This is a genomic window from Streptomyces daliensis, from assembly GCF_054782395.1.
The window spans coordinates 38,662-53,559 of sequence record NZ_BAAGSO010000099.1 but is presented as its reverse complement, the minus strand read 5'-3'; the positions used below and the strand labels follow the sequence as shown (position 1 = coordinate 53,559).

Below are 14,898 nucleotides of genomic sequence, written 5' to 3'. Positions count from 1 at the left end.
ACTCGGCCGACGTCACATACGGCAACCCCGCCGCATACGCTTCCCTCCGGTCACGCAGACAGTCGTTCCACACCACACGAGCGCACCCGAAGGCACGAGCCAGCGCACGGCACTGGGCGGCATCCGGGTAGGCCCGGTAGTTGTAGCGCAGCTGCACACCCAAGATCCTATGACGATCGACATCATGGACAGATAAAACACCTACAGGCGTGGCAGGCATGTTGTTTCGGCGATGCACGCGCACGTGGTCTTCGTGACGAAGTACCGGCGTGGGGTGTTCCACGGCGAGATGCTGACGCGCTGCGAAGAGATCATGCGCAAGGTCTGCGAGGACTTCGAAGCGGAGCTGAAGGAGATCACCGGCCACATCAACCACGCCGTCATGCACGGGCACCTGTGGTCGCCCTCGTATCTCTCCGCATCGTGCGGCGGAGCACCGTCGGCGATTGTCCGCCACTACATCGAGCAACAACAACGTCCGCCCCAAGGCGCACGTCAGAACAGCCTTGAGACGCATTCATCCCCGGCATGAACACCGGGCCCTTCTGCGAGAGCCCCGGTAACCGGGCGCCCCGGTGTCTATCCCGGCTGTACGGTCCGGTTCTGCCGGGCGGCGACGCCCGCCCGCACCGTCTGGCCCGGCACCCGGATCGGCCGCGCGGAGGGGCCGCCCACGTGCGAGAACGGCTGCTTCCGCCAGTCCAGGCCCTCGGGAAGCGTCAACAGGGCCGCCACGTCCCGCTCCTGGGTCTCCGGCTCCTCGCCGGAGGACACCGCGTCCGCCGCCGCACGCCCGGAACCGGGGCAGACCGTCAGCCCGAACGGGTCCCACCGGGTCGCGCACAGCGCGTGCTCCGGGAGCATCTCCTCCTCCGCCAGCAGCGCGATCGGCTGACCGCAGTCCGGGCAGTTCACGCGGTAGATCTCGTAGGTGTCGGCGTCATAGGCGTCGAAGGCCAGGTCATCGCCGTTCTCGGCGTCCTGTTCACTGGCGCGGACCGACTTCACAGTGCGCATGCAATCCCCCTCGGGTGGACCTGCCGGGCAGCTCGCCCCCGGCCACAGCAAGCACTTCCCGCCGTGTCACCCGCATAATCGCGACGCCCCAGCGGACACGGGGGCATCGGTGTGGCCTTGCTCACACACTACGCCCCAGTGCGGCGCCCGGGCGATGCCCGCTGTGCCGGAGTGCGCCGGGCACAGTAGGTTGACCTGCTGTGGAGGACTTGGACCGACAGATCGTGGAACTGCTCGTCAAGGACGGGCGGATGAGCTACACCGACCTGGGCAAGGCCACCGGCCTGTCCACATCGGCCGTGCACCAGCGCGTGCGCCGTCTGGAGCAGCGCGGCGTCATCCGCGGCTACGCGGCGCTCGTGGACCCCGAATCGGTGGGCCTGCCGCTCACCGCGTTCATCTCGGTCAAACCCTTCGACCCCAGCGCCCCCGACGACATCGCGGAGCGCCTCGCCGACGTCCCGGAGATCGAGGCGTGCCACAGCGTGGCGGGCGACGAGAACTACATCCTCAAGGTGCGCGTGGCCACGCCCATCGAGCTGGAACACCTCCTGGCCCGCATCCGCTCCCTCTCGGGCGTCTCCACCCGGACGACCGTCGTCCTGTCCACCCCGTACGAGGCACGGCCCCCGCGCATCTGACGCGCGCGCCGGGGCCCGGGGCCGGGGTCGGGGAGCCTGGCGGCCCGGACGGCCCACCCCGCGGTCCGGGGCCCCGCGGCGGGGCGGGAAACTGTCCCCATGAGCGAGCGCACCGCCCCCGGTCCCCACGAGAGCCGCACCCTCCTGCTGAGGGGCGGCGAGGTCCACAGCCCGGCCGACCCCTTCGCGACCGCGATGGTCGTGGAGGGCGACAGCATCGCCTGGGTGGGCTCCGAGGGCGCCGCCGACTCCTTCGCCGACGGCGTGGACGAGACGGTCCACCTCGACGGCGCCCTCGTCACCCCCGCGTTCACGGACGCGCATGTGCACACCACGTCCACCGGGCTGGCGCTGACCGGACTCGACCTCTCCGGTGCGCCCTGCCTCGCGGACGCGCTGGAGCGCGTGCGCGCGCACGCCGAGGCACGCACCGGCGACCGCGTCCTCCTCGGCACGGGCTGGGACGCCGCCGCATGGCCCGAGCGCCGTCACCCCACCCGCGAGGAACTGGACCGCGCCACCGGAGGCCGCCCCCTCTACCTCAGCCGCGTCGACGTCCACTCGGCGCTGGCCACCACGGCGCTGCTCGACCTCGTCCCCGGCGTCACCCGGCTGGCCGGTTACGAGCCCGAAGGGCCGCTCACCGGCGACGCGCACCACGCCGTGCGCGCCGCCGCCTACGGCACCGTCACCCCCGCCCAGCGCGCCGAGGCCCAGCGCGCGGCCCTGGAGCACGCCGCCTCCCTGGGCATCGGCGCCGTCCACGAGTGCGCGGGCCCCGACATCTCCGGGGAGGACGACTTCGTCTCCCTCCTGGAACTCGCCACGGCGTCCCCGGAGGCCCCAGGACCCCGCGTGCACGGCTACTGGGCCGAGCAGGTCACGTCGCCCGCCGACGCGGCCCGTATCCGCGCCCTCGGCGCCGTCGGAGCCGCCGGTGACCTCTTCGCCGACGGCTCCCTCGGCTCCCACACGGCGCACCTGCACGCCCCCTACGCCGACGCGCCCGGGCACACCGGCAGCGCCCACCTGGACGCCGACGAGATCGCAGCCCACGTCGCCGCCTGCACCGAGGCCGGACTCCAGGCGGGCTTCCACGCCATCGGGGACGCCGCGCTCACCGCCGTGACGGAGGGCGTGCGCGCGGCGGCCGGGAAGGTGGGCCTCGACCGCGTACGCGCTGCCCGGCATCGCGTCGAGCACGCGGAGATGCTGACGGAGACCACCGTCGCCGCCTTCGCCGAGCTGGCCCTCACCGCCTCCGTGCAGCCCGCCTTCGACGCGGCCTGGGGCGGCGAGTACGGCATGTACGCGCAGCGCCTGGGCCGGGAGCGCGCCCGCACCCTCAACCCGTACGCGGCCCTCCTGCGCGCCGGAGTCCCGCTCGCCCTGGGCTCCGACAGCCCCGTCACCCCGCTCGACCCGTGGGGCACCATCCGCGCCGCCGCCTTCCACCGCACACCCGAGCACCGGATCTCGGTGCGCGGCGCCTTCACCGCGCACACCCGTGGCGGCTGGCGCGCACTCGGCCGCGACGACGCGGGCGTCCTGGTGCCCGGAGCACCCGCCGACTACGCGGTGTGGCGCGCCGGCGAACTGGTCGTCCAGACCCCCGACAACCGGGTCGCCAACTGGTCGACGGACCCCCGCTCCGGCACCCCTGGCCTGCCCGATCTCACCCCGGGCGGCCAACTGCCCACCTGCCTGCGGACGGTGGTCGGAGGCAGGACGGTGTACGCGGGGCCGTTCGAGTGACAGTGGGGACTCCCATACCGCCGAACGATGTGCCCTCGGCCTGTCGGACCCCCGTGGGGCACCACTCACTGACCTGGTGATTTAGCGAAACGACGCAGGTCATACGGCTGTTGACAGGCGGCGCCAGTGGACGGGTAGGTTCGGCCGGGTCCACCACAGGACGTCCGACCGGGAAATTTCCGCGCAGTCGTCGAACGCCGCTGGGCCATGGGGTGGTGCGCCGCACCGGTACACCACCACTGGGAGCCAGGTCCAGCGCCCGCGGCACGGGGGCGGAAGGTTTCGCCCGGTCGGCAGGTGTGACCCGGGTGGGGCCCGGTCGCTCAGTAGACAACGGCTTTCGGTCGACTCGCAGCCAGCGAGTCCCAGGTCGGCCCGAAGGGTGCCGGGCCCCGATCCGCAGAAGGTCACGCACGCCCGCTCCCGCGCACGCTCCGGCCCCCACGCCGCCCGTGAACCCGCGGCTTTCCGCACCCCGGGCCCGCGCGGCGCCCCGCGCGTTATACGGTCGCTCCACCACCGCACGACCTGTAGGAAGGCCGCGACCGTGCCATCGGGCTCCGACACCACCGACGCATCCGCTCCAGGCGGCCAGTCCGCGAAGGAGCCGGACACGCCCCGGTCCGCCGCGCCCGAGGGCCGTGAGGGGCACGAGGGCCGCGAGGCCGAGGCCGACGGCGCCCGACCCGCCGACGACGGGGCGAGCCGCGGACCCGGCGGACCCGGCGGACCCGGCGGCCCCGCGCCCCAGGAGCCCGGCGCGCCCGTCGCGGGGCGGTGGCGGCGCGCGGGCGCGCTCGTGCGGCGCGAGATCCCGCGTACGGCCCTGGCGGCCCTCTCCGGCGTCGCCCTCGCGCTGGCCTTCCCGCCGTACGGCGCGTGGCCGCTCTCACTCGTCTCCGTCGCCGCGCTCAGCCTCCTGGCGCGCGGCCGTACGGGCCGTCAGGGCGCCTGGCTCGGGCTCGCGTTCGGGTGGCCCTTCTTCACCGTCCTGCTGAAGTGGCTCCATGTCATCGGCTGGGACGCCGTGTTGGGCCTCGCCTTCCTCCAGGGCCTCTTCCTCGCGGCGCTCGGTGCCGCGCTCGCCGTCACCTCGCGGGTGCGCCTGTGGCCGCTGTGGGGTGCCTGCCTGTGGGTCGCCGAGGAGTGGGCCCGCGACCGCGTGCCCTTCGGCGGGTTCCCCTGGGGACGGCTCGCGTTCGCCAACACCGGCTCGCCCTACACCCCGCTTGCCGCGCTCGGCGGCGCCCCCCTGGTCACCTTCGCCGTCGCACTGACCGGCACCCTCCTCGCGGCCACCGCCGTCGCACTCTGGGCGCTGCGCGGCCGTGCGGGGGAGCGTCACGCGGAGGAGGGGGCGACGAAGGGGCCGCGCGCTTACGTGCCTGCCGCGGGGCCGCTCGTCCTGGCCGTCGCCGTGACGGCCGCCGGCTACGCCGTACCGGTCCCCACCAAGGCCGACGACCGGGTGGACATCGCCGTGGTCCAGGGCAACGTGGAACAGCCCGGCATGGACTTCCTCGGCCGCCCCATGAAGATCCTCAACAACCACGTCGAGGAGACCCTGGAGCTGGCCAGGAAGGTCAAGAAGGGCGAGGTGAAGCGCCCGGACCTCGTCATCTGGCCGGAGAACTCCTCCGACCTGGACCCCTACAAGTGGCCCGAGGCGGGCGACCGCATCGACGAGGCGGTCAAGGCCATCGGCGTCCCCGTCCTCGTCGGGGCCCTGGTCGACCACCCGACCAAGGAGGGCTACGTCGAGAACCAGGGCATCGTCTGGGACCCCGAGAAGGGCCCCGGCGCCTCGTACACCAAGCAGCACCCCGTGCCCTTCGGCGAGTACGTGCCCTTCAGGGACCAGCTCAGCAAGGTCATCACACGGCTCCAGCGCGTCCCCCGCGACTTCTGGCCCGGCGACCACTCCGGCGTCCTCCAGACGGGCCCCGCGCGCCTCGGAGACGTCATCTGCTTCGAGGTCGCCTACGACGAGATCCCCCGCGACACGGTCAACGCCGGCGCCCGCGCCCTCGTCATCCAGACCAACAACGCCACCTACGGCAACACGGGCCAGCCCGAACAGCAGCTCGTGATGTCCAAGCTGCGGGCCGTCGAGCACGGCAGGGCCGTCGTCACGGCGGCGCCCAGCGGGATCAGCGCGATCGTCTCCCCGGACGGCACCGTCGAGCAGCGCACCCAGGAGTTCACGCGGGACACCCTCACGGGTAGCCTCCCGCTGCGCGACGACACGACGGTCGCTGACCGAGTGGGCGCCCTTCCCGAATGGGTGCTCGCTATGGTGGGCGTCCTGTCCTGCGCCGGGGCCCTGTTCCTCGGCCGCAGGACACGTCGCCGGGCGGCCGGAGGGGCGGACCCGGCAGCGCAGGCGGAGCAGACGACAGAGCAGGCATCAGCGCGGACAGCAGCGGGGCAAGAGGGGCAGCAGCGGTGACGGACGGCGAAGCGCGGGAGTACGGCCCGCTCGGCAAGGCCCTCGTGATCATCCCGACGTACAACGAGGCGGACAACCTCAGGTCGGTCATCGCGCGCGTGCGCACGGCGGTGCCCGAGGTGCACGTGCTGGTGGCCGACGACAACAGCCCCGACGGCACCGGCAAGATCGCGGACGAGATCGCCGCCGACGACGAAGCGGTCCAGGTACTGCACCGCAGCAGCAAGGAGGGCCTCGGCGCCGCCTACATCGCGGGCTTCCGCTGGGGCATCGAGCACGGCTACGGCGTCCTCATCGAGATGGACGCCGACGGCTCCCACCAGCCCGAGGAGATTCCCCGGCTGCTCACCGCGCTCGGCGGCGCCGACCTCGTCATCGGCTCCCGCTGGGTGCCGGGCGGGCGGATCGTCAACTGGCCCAAGTCCCGCGAGTACCTCTCGCGCGGCGCCAGCACCTACTCCCGCTTCCTCCTCGACGTCCCCATGCGCGACATCACGGCGGGCTTCCGCGCCTTCCGCAAGGAGACGCTGGAGAGCATCGGCATAGAGACGGTCGCCTCGCAGGGCTACTGCTTCCAGATCGACCTGACCCGGCGCACCGTGCACGCGGGACTGCGCGTCGTGGAGGTGCCGGTCACCTTCGTCGAGCGCGAGCGCGGCAACTCCAAGATGAGCCGCGACATCGTCGCCGAGGCACTCTGGCGGGTGGCCGCCTGGGGGGTCGAGGGCCGGGTGAAGAAAATCCTCGGCCGCAGGCACACTTGAACCATGACGACCCGCGCACCCTTCCCCTACGAGCCCCCGCCCGAGCAGGACGGCGCCCGCCACCAGCACGGCCAGGGCCCCGGAGCGCCCGGTGAAGGGCGCGAGCCGCGCCCGCGCTCCCGCGCCCGCCGGTTCATCCCGCTGGGCGTCGCGGTGTGGGCACTGCTGGAGATCTGGCTGCTGGTCCTCGTCGGCGAGGCCGCGGGCGGGCTGACGGTGCTGGCCCTGCTGGTCGCGGGCTTCGTCCTCGGCTCCCTCGCGATCAAGCGCGCGGGCCGCCGCGCCTGGCAGAACCTCACCCGCAGCGTGCAGCGCGCCCAGGCGCAGGCCCAGGGCGGCGAGCCGCAGGCCGAGGAGGAAGAGGAGGCGCGCAGGAGCGGGAGCGGGGGCAACGCGCTCGCCATGCTGGGCGGGCTGCTGCTGATGGTCCCCGGGCTGCTCTCCGACGTGGCCGGGCTGCTGTGCCTCTTCCCGCCCACCGCGCGGCTGATGCGGCGTTCGACACAGCGTTATTTCGGCCGCCGCGAGGGCTTCGCTCCGGGCACGCTGGGTGACGCCTACCAGCAGGCGCGCAAGGCCGAGGAGCAGGTCCGCATGCACCGGCCCGACGGCAAGGTCGTCCAGGGCGAGGTCGTCCGGGACGACGAGCCCGGGAACCCCCCGGCGGGCCGCTGAGCGCCGAGCCGAGGCCTGGCCGTCCCCCGTACGGGACCGTCCCGTACGGGGCGGGGGCACCAGGCGTACGGGGCCGGGGCGGGCAGGACAGCACGAGGGCCTGTGACCACCGGTCGTGGTCACAGGCCCTCGTGCTGTCTATGGGGCGGTGGACGCCCGTCGCACCCTCAGGCGGACTTGCGCTTGTTCCCACCACTGTCATCGCGCGGATGCACTGCGAGGTTCATCGTGCCGGAACGCAGTACGGCCAGTCGCTCGGCCAGCACCTCTTCCAGCTCCTCGCGGGTGCGCCGCTCCATGAGCATGTCCCAATGCGTACGCGCGGGCTTGCCCTTCTTTTCCTCCGGCCCCTCGCCGTCCACCAGGAGTGCCTGTGCGCCGCACACCTTGCACTCCCACTCCGGCGGAATCTCGGCCTCTACCGAGAACGGCATCTCAAAACGATGTCCGTTCTGGCATGCGTACTCCACGGCCTGGCGCGGTGCCAGGTCGATACCGCGGTCGGTCTCGTAGCTGGTCACCACGAGTCGCGTGCCGCGAAGAGCTCGCTCACTCATGAATCGTGCCTCCCGGGCTTGTCGCCCACAGGACAGGTGTCGCTGTCGTCGTCATCCAGTCAACGTCCGGTCGGCGGTGAAGATTCCCGTCAAGGGACATGCGTCGCCCGTCGTGCCGCCGCTTCATCGAATATGCGGTACCCACCAGCGCCCGGTTTGTCACATCTGACAGGAGATGTCACCCAGCGTTCGCATCTCTTTGGCGTGCAGTAACGGTCCATCCGGTGGGCCAAGGAGTTACACTACCGGGCCGCGGGCCCAGGAGCTAAATCCGGTCCGGTGAAGGGTTCCCCACCGCCGCCGCGGCATGCCTCACGGGCACCCTCCACAGGAGCAGGAATCCCAGCACGAAGAAGACCACCAGCGAGATGATCGCCGCGCGGTAGCTGTCCGTGAGCTGGTAGGCGAGGCCGAAGAGCAGCGGGCCCAGCCAGCTCGTGCCGCGGTCGCTCACCTCGTAGAGCGAGAAGTACTCCGCCTCCTTGCCCGCGGGGACGAGCTGCGAGAACAGCGACCTGGACAGCGCCTGGCTGCCGCCCAGCACCAGCCCGATGCCTGCCGCCAGGACGAAGAACCACACGGGGGCCCGCGCGGGCAGGAAGTACCCGGCGCTCACCGTCGCCGTCCACGCCACCAGCGAGCCCAGGATCACGCGCTTGGCGCCGTACCGCTCCGCCAGCCTGCCCATGCCCAGCGCCCCGGCCACCGCCAGGATCTGCACCAGCAGGATCGCGCCGATCAGCGTCGTCTGGTCCAGGCCCAGCTCCTCGGAGCCGTACACCGACGCCTGGGTGATGACGGTCTGCACCCCGTCGTTGTAGACGAGATAGGCCAGCAGGAACAGCATCGTCAGCGGATAGCGGCGCAGCTCGCGCAGGGTGCGGGCCAACTGGCGCCAGCCGCCGCCGAGCGGGGTGCGTTCCGGGGCGGGGGTGCCGGGTGCGCCGGGTGTCGTGGCGCCCGGCCTGTCCCGCAGCCGCAGCAGCGGTACGAGCGTGAAGACCGCCCACCACACACCGGCAGAGGCCAGACAGATCCGTACCGCCACCGACTCGCGCACGCCGAAGGACTCATGGCCGAGGAACAGGCCCAGGTTGGCGACGAGCACCAGCGCGCCCGAGGCGTAGCCGAAGGCCCAGCCGCGCGAGGAGACCGCGTCCCGCTCCTCGGGCGGCGCGATCTGGGGGAGGAAGGCGTTGTAGATCACCATCGAGACGGCCAGCGACACATTCGCCACGATCAGCAGGAACCCGCCCAGCAGATAGCGGTCGCCGTCCAGGAAGAACATGCCCGCCGTCGCCGCCGCGCCCAGATAGGCGGAGGCCGCCAGGATCGGCTTCTTCCTGCCGCTCCGGTCGGCCACGGCCCCGGCCAGCGGCATCACCAGCACCGACAGCAGTACGGAGGCCGAGACCGCGTACGCGAAGTAGGAACCGGCGCGCACCGGTATGCCCAGGGGGTGTACGAAACCGTCGGGCCCTGCGGCGGCCTTCGCGACCTCCGTCAGATACGGGCCCAGGAAGACCGTGAGCACGCTGGTGGAGAAGACCGAGACGGCCCAGTCGTAGAAGTACCAGCCGCGCTGCTCCCTGCGGCGCGACTCCCGCGACTCCCGTGTCTCCTCGCTGGCCCCCTCGCCCCCCTCGGTGCCCTTGCCTCCCGGTTCCGTCACGGCAGCATCCACCCGGCCCCCCAACTCCTCGCCGTACGCCGTCCCACGCGGGGTACGGCGGTCAGCCAGGCCAGGCTCCCCGCTCGGTCAGCACCTCACGCAGCGTTTCCAAGTGATCGGTCATGATGCCATCCACCCCGAGGTCGAGCAGCGCCCGCATCCGCTCGCGGTCGTTCACCGTCCACACGTGCACCTGCATGCCGAGCGCGTGCGCCGCCCTGACGAACGCGCGGTCCACCACCCGTACCCCCGCGTGCCGTTCCGGAACCTGCGCGCACAGGGCGCCGGGGCGCACCGCGCCAGGCAGCCGGAACGCGCGCAGCCGCAGCCCCAGCACGCCACGGGTGCCCAGCGACGTGGCCAGCCGGACACCGGCCAGCGACGCGGCCCGCGCGACCCTGGCCTCCTCGAAGGAGCCGACGCACACCCGGTCCCAGGCGTCCGTCTCCTCCAGCAGTTCCAGCAGGGGCACGAGCGCGGACTCGGCCTTCACATCGATGTTCCAGCGCGCCTGCGGGAACGACTCCAGCAGCTCACGCATCAGCGGCACCCGTGCACGCCCCGCGACGCGTGCGCGCCGCACCTCGTCCCAGCGCAGCCGGGCGATCGGGCCGTGCCCGTCCGTCAGCCGGTCCAGGGTGGCGTCGTGGAACGCGACCAACTGGCCGTCGGCCGTGGTGTGGACGTCGGTCTCCAGATAGCGGTAACCGAGGTCGAGGGCGTGCGCGAAGGCTCCGTGTGTGTTCTCCAGCCCCGACGCGGCCCCGCCGCGGTGGGCGAAGGCGAGCGGCGCCGGGCCGGAGAGGAAGGGGTGCCGGGGGTCCGCTGTGCTCATCACCGTCGCAGTATCGCGTGCGCCTCCGGGCCTCCGCGCACCGGATGACGGCCGGGCCCGGCGAACGGTGGATCTCCCTTTCTGGCGGCAATGACCGGAACCGTGGCACCCTGTGGCCTGGGAAGAGGCCATTCGCATGGCCAATACCGGGAGGGTGGACCGCGAAAATGGCGCAGTGGACCTCGGTCATGGGGGCGACCCGGCTCGCGCGGCTCCTCGGCTCCCAGCGCGCCTCCGGTACGGCGGGCGCTGCGCGCGCGCTCACTCCCCTGGGGCCGTCAGGCGAGGGCGCGCCGGAGGCGGGCGGGCACGGTTCGGACGGGGGCGCGGGCGCGGAGGCGTCGCCGGATGCCGCGTCGTCCGGGGCCGTGTCTTCCGGAGCCGCGCCGTCCGGGTTCGCGCGGGCGGCGGACGAGGCATCCGGGCGCCGGACCCCCGCGTACCGCGCCCTCGCCGACGGCGTGCGCCTCCTCATCCTCGAAGGCCGGGTCCCCGTGGCCACGCGGCTGCCCGCCGAGCGCGAACTGGCCGGTGCGCTCGGCGTCTCCCGTACGACCGTCGCCGCCGCCTTCGAGGCGCTGCGCGCCGACGGCTTCCTGGAATCACGTCGCGGCAGCGGCAGTTGGACCGCCGTGCCCGCGGGCAACCCGGTGCCCACGCGCGGGCTGGAACCGCTGCCGCCCGAGGCGGCCGGATCCATGATCGACCTCGGCTGCGCGGCGCTGCCCGCGCCCGAACCGTGGCTGACCCGTTCCTTCCAGGGCGCCCTCGCCGAACTCCCGCCCTACGCGCACACCCACGGCGACTACCCCGCGGGCCTCCCGGCGCTCCGCGAGGCGCTCGCCGACCGCTACACGGCGCGCGGCGTCCCGACCATGCCCGAGCAGATCATGGTCACCACAGGGGCCATGGGCGCCGTCGCCGCGCTGACCCGGCTGCTGACGCCGCGCGGCGAACGCATCGCCGTCGAGCACCCCTCGTACGCGAACGTGCTCCAGCTCCTGCGCGACGCCGGTGCCCGCCTCGTCCCCGTGCCCATGGCGGGCGGCCTCGCGGGCTGGGACCTCACCGCCTGGCGGCAGGTGCTGCGGGACGCGGCGCCCCGGATGGCCTACGTGATCGGCGACTTCCACAACCCCACAGGATCGCTGGCCCCCGACGACCAGCGCCGGGACCTCGTCGCGGCGGCGCGCGCCGCCGGTACGGTGCTCGTCGCCGACGAGACGATGGCCGACCTCGCCTTCGACGAGGAGACCCCGCTGCCGCGGCCCGTCGCCGCCTTCGACTCCGGAGGCTCGACGGTGATCACCGTGGGCTCCGTCAGCAAGTCCATCTGGGCGGGCCTGCGCATCGGCTGGGTACGGGCGGCTCCCGAGGTGATCCGCAGCCTGGTCGCGGCACGCGCCTACGCCGACCTCGGCAGCCCCGTGCTCGAACAACTCGCCGTCGCCCACATGATGAACGGCGAGGCGTGGGCGGGGGCGGTGGCCGTGCGGCGTGAGCGTGCGCGCGGCAACCGTGACGCGCTGGTCGCCGCGCTCCGGGAGCACCTGCCCGACTGGGAGTTCACCGTGCCGCTCGGCGGGCTCACGCTGTGGGCCCGTACCGGTGGTCTCTCCGGGTCGCGGATCGCGGAGGCGGGGGAGCGGTTGGGGGTGCGGGTGCCGTCCGGGCCGCGGTTCGGGGTGGACGGCGCGTTCGAGGGGTACGTCAGGTTGCCCTTCACCATCGCCGACCCCCTCGCCCGCGAGGCGGCGAGCCGCCTCGCGACGGCCGCTGATCTTGTCCGCACGGGTGCGGTTCCCGAGGCGAACGTGCCTCGGTCTTACGTGGCGTGACGGCCCCTTCGCGGGGCTGCGGAAGGAAACGGAGGTGCCCCGTTCGTCGGGGGTGTTGCGCGGGACGGTTGGCCGGTGTGGTGCGCGCCGTAGGGTCCCGCGCTGATTTTTGTGCTGCGGCACGGGGTGCGGGGCGCTGCGCTGGGCGGTTCGCCGTTTCCGGGTGCGGGCCGGTGGCTTCGGCGCGGCGTGTGGTGACGGTGCGATGCGGCTGGCGCCGCGTGATTCTTGGCTCGGACCGTGGTTATGGGCGCGTGTGTGGTGGGGGTCGGTGCCGCGGTGGGGTGTCTCCTCGGCGTGAAGGTCTCGTTGTCGGCTTTCGGCCGGTGACTTGCTCGTCCTGCGGGGACACCCCACCACGTCCCCTCCCACCCGGTGGCCAACCTCCGGCCGGTGGTCCCTGAGGCTGTTGCCATGCTGTGTGCCCGCACCTGGCGGTACGGGCCCAGCCCCTGCCACGGGAAGCCGACGGCGACTGCGCCCCATTGTTGTGGGCAGGCGTTTCGCATAGCGAGGGGCACCTCCCAGCGGTAGCTGGGGGAGGGTGGGCACAACCCGTGCCACCGGGTCGCAGCACGCGAATGAACCCCCGAGGGGCACTTGGGTAGGCGCCCGCTGGGAAGGGTGCTGGACGATGGCGAAGGGGGTTCGGGGTCTCGCTCATGGATTCGGTCGGGCGGGCGTCGTTGGATGGGGGCATGAGTACCACCACGAGCCTGCTGACCGCCGAGGATCACGAACTTCTCGCACGCCCCCTGCACGGGTTCCTGACCGTGGCCGCGGGGCCGCTGCCACCCCAGCCCCGGCCGGTGTGGTTCGAGGCGACCACCGAGGGGACGGTGCAGTTCTTCACGGCACCGGACTCGCCGAAGGTGCGGCGCCTGCGCCGCGACCCCCGCGCCTCGATCGTCGTCGCGGCCCCGGCCGGTGAGCGCGAGCGCTGGGTGTCCGTCGCCGGCCGCACCACGGTGGAGGCCGACGGGGCGCACGCCCTGTGCTCCCGCCTCGCCGACCGCTACTGGGACCTCGCGGACCGGGCCCGGGCCGACGACCTCGCCGCGATGCTGGCCACTGATCAGGTCCGCGTCGTCATCCACCCGGAAACCGTGCATCGCTTTACACACTGACCTCCTGCCCGCCTGCCTACGCAGATCCCGGGGACGGCTCCAACTCCTTCAGCCAGGCGGTGAGGCGCCGCACCTCGCGCGTCATGATCTCCGGATCGCGCAGCGCGTTGGCCAGCACCGACATGCCCTGATAGGCGCCGACCAGGGTCACCGCCAGGTCCGCCGCGTCCGGCCGCCCCATGGCGTCGAACTGCGCTTCCACCCAGTCGAGCAGCAGTCTGATGACCCGGCCGGCCTCGACGTCGAGGCCGCCCTCGTCGCGCTTGTCGAGCTCGGCGGCCAGGGTGCCGGTCGGGCATCCGTAACGGGCGGCCCGTTCCTTCTGGCCGAGCCAGCCGTCGACGAGGCGCAGGAGCCGCTCACGGGGGTCGTCGAGCCGGTCCAGCTCGGCGGCGAGTTCCCGGAAGCCTCTCGCCTGTTCCGAGATGGCGGCGCCGACCAGCTCGTCCTTGGTCTTGAAGTAGTAGTACACGTTCCCTACCGGAACGTTCGCCGCCCGGGCGATGTCGGCGATCGTGGTCCGCCCCGCGCCCTGCTCGTGCACGACGCGCGCGGCCGCCTCCATGAGCCGCTGCCGCTTGGCCGAGGCGGCCCTCAGTCGAGAGTCAGTCACCCGACTGAGTCTATGCTAGGTTCATCTTAGTTAGTCAGCTAACTCACTCGACCTTCCCTGGGGGGATGTCATATGTACGTCGTCACTGGAGCCACCGGAAACGTCGGACGCACCCTGGTCCGGTTACTGACCGCGTCGGGCGCCGAGGTCACCGCGGTCAGCCGGAACATCACCGAAGTCCCGGCGGGGGCCCGGGCCCTGCGGGCCGATCTGTCGGAGCCCGGCACTTTGAAGGAGGTCTTCGGCGAGGCGGAGGCCGTCTTCCTCCTCGCCGCGGGCGATCTGCTCACTCAGCAGGCGAAGCTCGACGAGATCGTCGCCGCGGCGAGCGGCTCGGGCCGGATCGTCGCGCTGTCCTCGCAGGCGGTCGTCACCCGGCCGGATTCGCCGTACCACGGGGGCCTGGTCAGCGGATTCGAACGCGCCGTCAAGGGCTCGGGTGCGCGGTGGACGCTGCTCCGGCCGGGCGGGTTCGCGTCCAACGCCTTCGCCTGGGCCGGGCCGATCCGCGCGAACCGCACCCTGTTCGCACCGTTCGGCGACGTGGGCCTGCCGATCATCGACCCCGACGACATCGCGGCGGTCGCCGCCGCGGCGATGCTGGAGCCCGGTCATGCCGGTGAGAGCTACGTACTCACCGGGCCCGAACCGGTGTCGCCCCGTCAGATGGCCGCGGCCATCGGCGGCGTACTGGGCGAGCGAGTCGAGTTCGTCGAGCAGACCAGGGAGGAAGCACGAGGCCAGCTGCTCACCTTCATGCCCGGGCCGGTCGCGGACGCCACCCTGGACATCCTGGGCTCACCCACGCCGGGCGAGCGGGAGGTGAGCCCGGACGTGGCACGCGTACTCGGCCGCTCCGCCGGAACGTTCGCCCGGTGGGCCGAGCGCAACGCGGCGGCCTTCCGCTGAACCCGTCGTACCCGTTGCCTTGGGCGTGCCGGTGAACTCCGGCACG

General features: G+C 72.7%; 15 protein-coding genes. 9 read left to right on the top strand and 6 right to left on the bottom strand.

The window, feature by feature from the left end:
• The coding region (locus ACYVOO_RS26625) for a helix-turn-helix domain-containing protein (protein WP_461018272.1) at positions 1-157 on the bottom strand (157 nt) is incomplete at its 3' end.
• Positions 158-232: 75 nt separating this feature from the next.
• Between ACYVOO_RS26625 and ACYVOO_RS26620 the strand changes: the two genes are divergently transcribed.
• Positions 233-532 (top strand): IS200/IS605 family transposase, encoded by a 300-nt coding sequence (locus ACYVOO_RS26620; RefSeq protein ID WP_461018238.1) that lies wholly within the window; start codon positions 233-235, stop codon positions 530-532.
• A gap of 47 nt (positions 533-579) precedes the next feature.
• Here ACYVOO_RS26620 and ACYVOO_RS26615 read toward each other — a convergent pair whose 3' ends face one another.
• Positions 580-1,017: a hypothetical protein gene (locus tag ACYVOO_RS26615; RefSeq protein ID WP_461018237.1), complete on the bottom strand. Its 438-nt coding sequence runs from the start codon at positions 1,015-1,017 to the stop codon at positions 580-582.
• A gap of 200 nt (positions 1,018-1,217) precedes the next feature.
• On the opposite strand from ACYVOO_RS26615, the gene ACYVOO_RS26610 reads away from it, so the two are divergent.
• From ACYVOO_RS26610 to fxsA, 5 genes are all read left to right on the top strand, one after another.
• A complete protein-coding gene (locus tag ACYVOO_RS26610) occupies positions 1,218-1,658 on the top strand; it encodes an Lrp/AsnC family transcriptional regulator (protein WP_453351112.1) in 441 nt (146 codons plus the stop codon).
• Between the two features lie 99 nt (positions 1,659-1,757).
• A complete protein-coding gene (locus ACYVOO_RS26605; protein ID WP_461018236.1) occupies positions 1,758-3,413 on the top strand; it encodes an amidohydrolase in 1,656 nt (551 codons plus the stop codon).
• Between the two features lie 547 nt (positions 3,414-3,960).
• On the top strand, positions 3,961-5,862 hold the full coding sequence (gene lnt / locus ACYVOO_RS26600) for an apolipoprotein N-acyltransferase (protein ID WP_461018235.1): 1,902 nt from the start codon (positions 3,961-3,963) through the stop codon (positions 5,860-5,862).
• Complete coding sequence (locus ACYVOO_RS26595) at positions 5,859-6,626, top strand: polyprenol monophosphomannose synthase (protein ID WP_461018234.1); 768 nt, start codon at positions 5,859-5,861, stop codon at positions 6,624-6,626. The genes lnt and ACYVOO_RS26595 overlap by 4 nt, the downstream gene beginning before the upstream one ends.
• Before the next feature lie 3 nt (positions 6,627-6,629).
• Positions 6,630-7,301, top strand: a complete 672-nt coding sequence (gene fxsA, locus ACYVOO_RS26590) for an FxsA family membrane protein (RefSeq protein ID WP_461018233.1) — start codon at positions 6,630-6,632, stop codon at positions 7,299-7,301.
• A gap of 167 nt (positions 7,302-7,468) precedes the next feature.
• On the opposite strand, the gene ACYVOO_RS26585 is transcribed toward fxsA, so the two are convergent.
• From ACYVOO_RS26585 to ACYVOO_RS26575, 3 genes are all read right to left on the bottom strand, one after another.
• Positions 7,469-7,858 (bottom strand): RNA polymerase-binding protein RbpA, encoded by a 390-nt coding sequence (locus tag ACYVOO_RS26585; RefSeq protein ID WP_453351107.1) that lies wholly within the window; start codon positions 7,856-7,858, stop codon positions 7,469-7,471.
• A gap of 265 nt (positions 7,859-8,123) precedes the next feature.
• Positions 8,124-9,530, bottom strand: a complete 1,407-nt coding sequence (locus ACYVOO_RS26580; RefSeq protein WP_461018232.1) for an MFS transporter — start codon at positions 9,528-9,530, stop codon at positions 8,124-8,126.
• A gap of 61 nt (positions 9,531-9,591) precedes the next feature.
• Positions 9,592-10,365, bottom strand: a complete 774-nt coding sequence (locus tag ACYVOO_RS26575; RefSeq protein ID WP_453351105.1) for a glycerophosphodiester phosphodiesterase — start codon at positions 10,363-10,365, stop codon at positions 9,592-9,594.
• 167 nt (positions 10,366-10,532) lie between these two features.
• Here ACYVOO_RS26575 and yczR point away from each other — a divergent pair, with 167 nt between their 5' ends.
• Positions 10,533-12,203 carry a MocR-like transcription factor YczR gene (gene yczR / locus ACYVOO_RS26570; protein ID WP_461018231.1) on the top strand — a complete coding sequence of 557 codons (1,671 nt, stop codon included), beginning with the start codon at positions 10,533-10,535 and terminating at the stop codon, positions 12,201-12,203.
• 698 nt (positions 12,204-12,901) lie between these two features.
• A complete protein-coding gene (locus ACYVOO_RS26565; protein WP_461018230.1) occupies positions 12,902-13,330 on the top strand; it encodes a pyridoxamine 5'-phosphate oxidase family protein in 429 nt (142 codons plus the stop codon).
• Between the two features lie 16 nt (positions 13,331-13,346).
• Here the strand turns inward: ACYVOO_RS26565 and ACYVOO_RS26560 are convergent, their stop codons facing one another.
• A complete protein-coding gene (locus tag ACYVOO_RS26560) occupies positions 13,347-13,943 on the bottom strand; it encodes a TetR/AcrR family transcriptional regulator (RefSeq protein WP_461018229.1) in 597 nt (198 codons plus the stop codon).
• 72 nt (positions 13,944-14,015) lie between these two features.
• On the opposite strand from ACYVOO_RS26560, the gene ACYVOO_RS26555 reads away from it, so the two are divergent.
• Positions 14,016-14,852: an NAD(P)H-binding protein gene (locus ACYVOO_RS26555; RefSeq protein WP_461018228.1), complete on the top strand. Its 837-nt coding sequence runs from the start codon at positions 14,016-14,018 to the stop codon at positions 14,850-14,852.
• The last annotated feature ends 46 nt before the right edge of the window (positions 14,853-14,898 follow it).

What these genes read in the sequence shown, in the direction of transcription:
- ACYVOO_RS26555 (WP_461018228.1), top strand. Translation starts at nt 14,016, where the DNA reads ATGTACGTCGTCACTGGAGCCACCGGAAACGTCGGACGCACCCTGGTC.
- ACYVOO_RS26620 (WP_461018238.1), top strand. Translation starts at nt 233, where the DNA reads ATGCACGCGCACGTGGTCTTCGTGACGAAGTACCGGCGTGGGGTGTTC.
- ACYVOO_RS26575 (WP_453351105.1), bottom strand. Translation starts at nt 10,365, where the DNA reads ATGAGCACAGCGGACCCCCGGCACCCCTTCCTCTCCGGCCCGGCGCCG.
- ACYVOO_RS26565 (WP_461018230.1), top strand. Translation starts at nt 12,902, where the DNA reads ATGAGTACCACCACGAGCCTGCTGACCGCCGAGGATCACGAACTTCTC.
- ACYVOO_RS26585 (WP_453351107.1), bottom strand. Translation starts at nt 7,858, where the DNA reads ATGAGTGAGCGAGCTCTTCGCGGCACGCGACTCGTGGTGACCAGCTAC.
- fxsA (WP_461018233.1), top strand. Translation starts at nt 6,630, where the DNA reads ATGACGACCCGCGCACCCTTCCCCTACGAGCCCCCGCCCGAGCAGGAC.
- ACYVOO_RS26605 (WP_461018236.1), top strand. Translation starts at nt 1,758, where the DNA reads ATGAGCGAGCGCACCGCCCCCGGTCCCCACGAGAGCCGCACCCTCCTG.
- ACYVOO_RS26615 (WP_461018237.1), bottom strand. Translation starts at nt 1,017, where the DNA reads ATGCGCACTGTGAAGTCGGTCCGCGCCAGTGAACAGGACGCCGAGAAC.
- yczR (WP_461018231.1), top strand. Translation starts at nt 10,533, where the DNA reads ATGGCGCAGTGGACCTCGGTCATGGGGGCGACCCGGCTCGCGCGGCTC.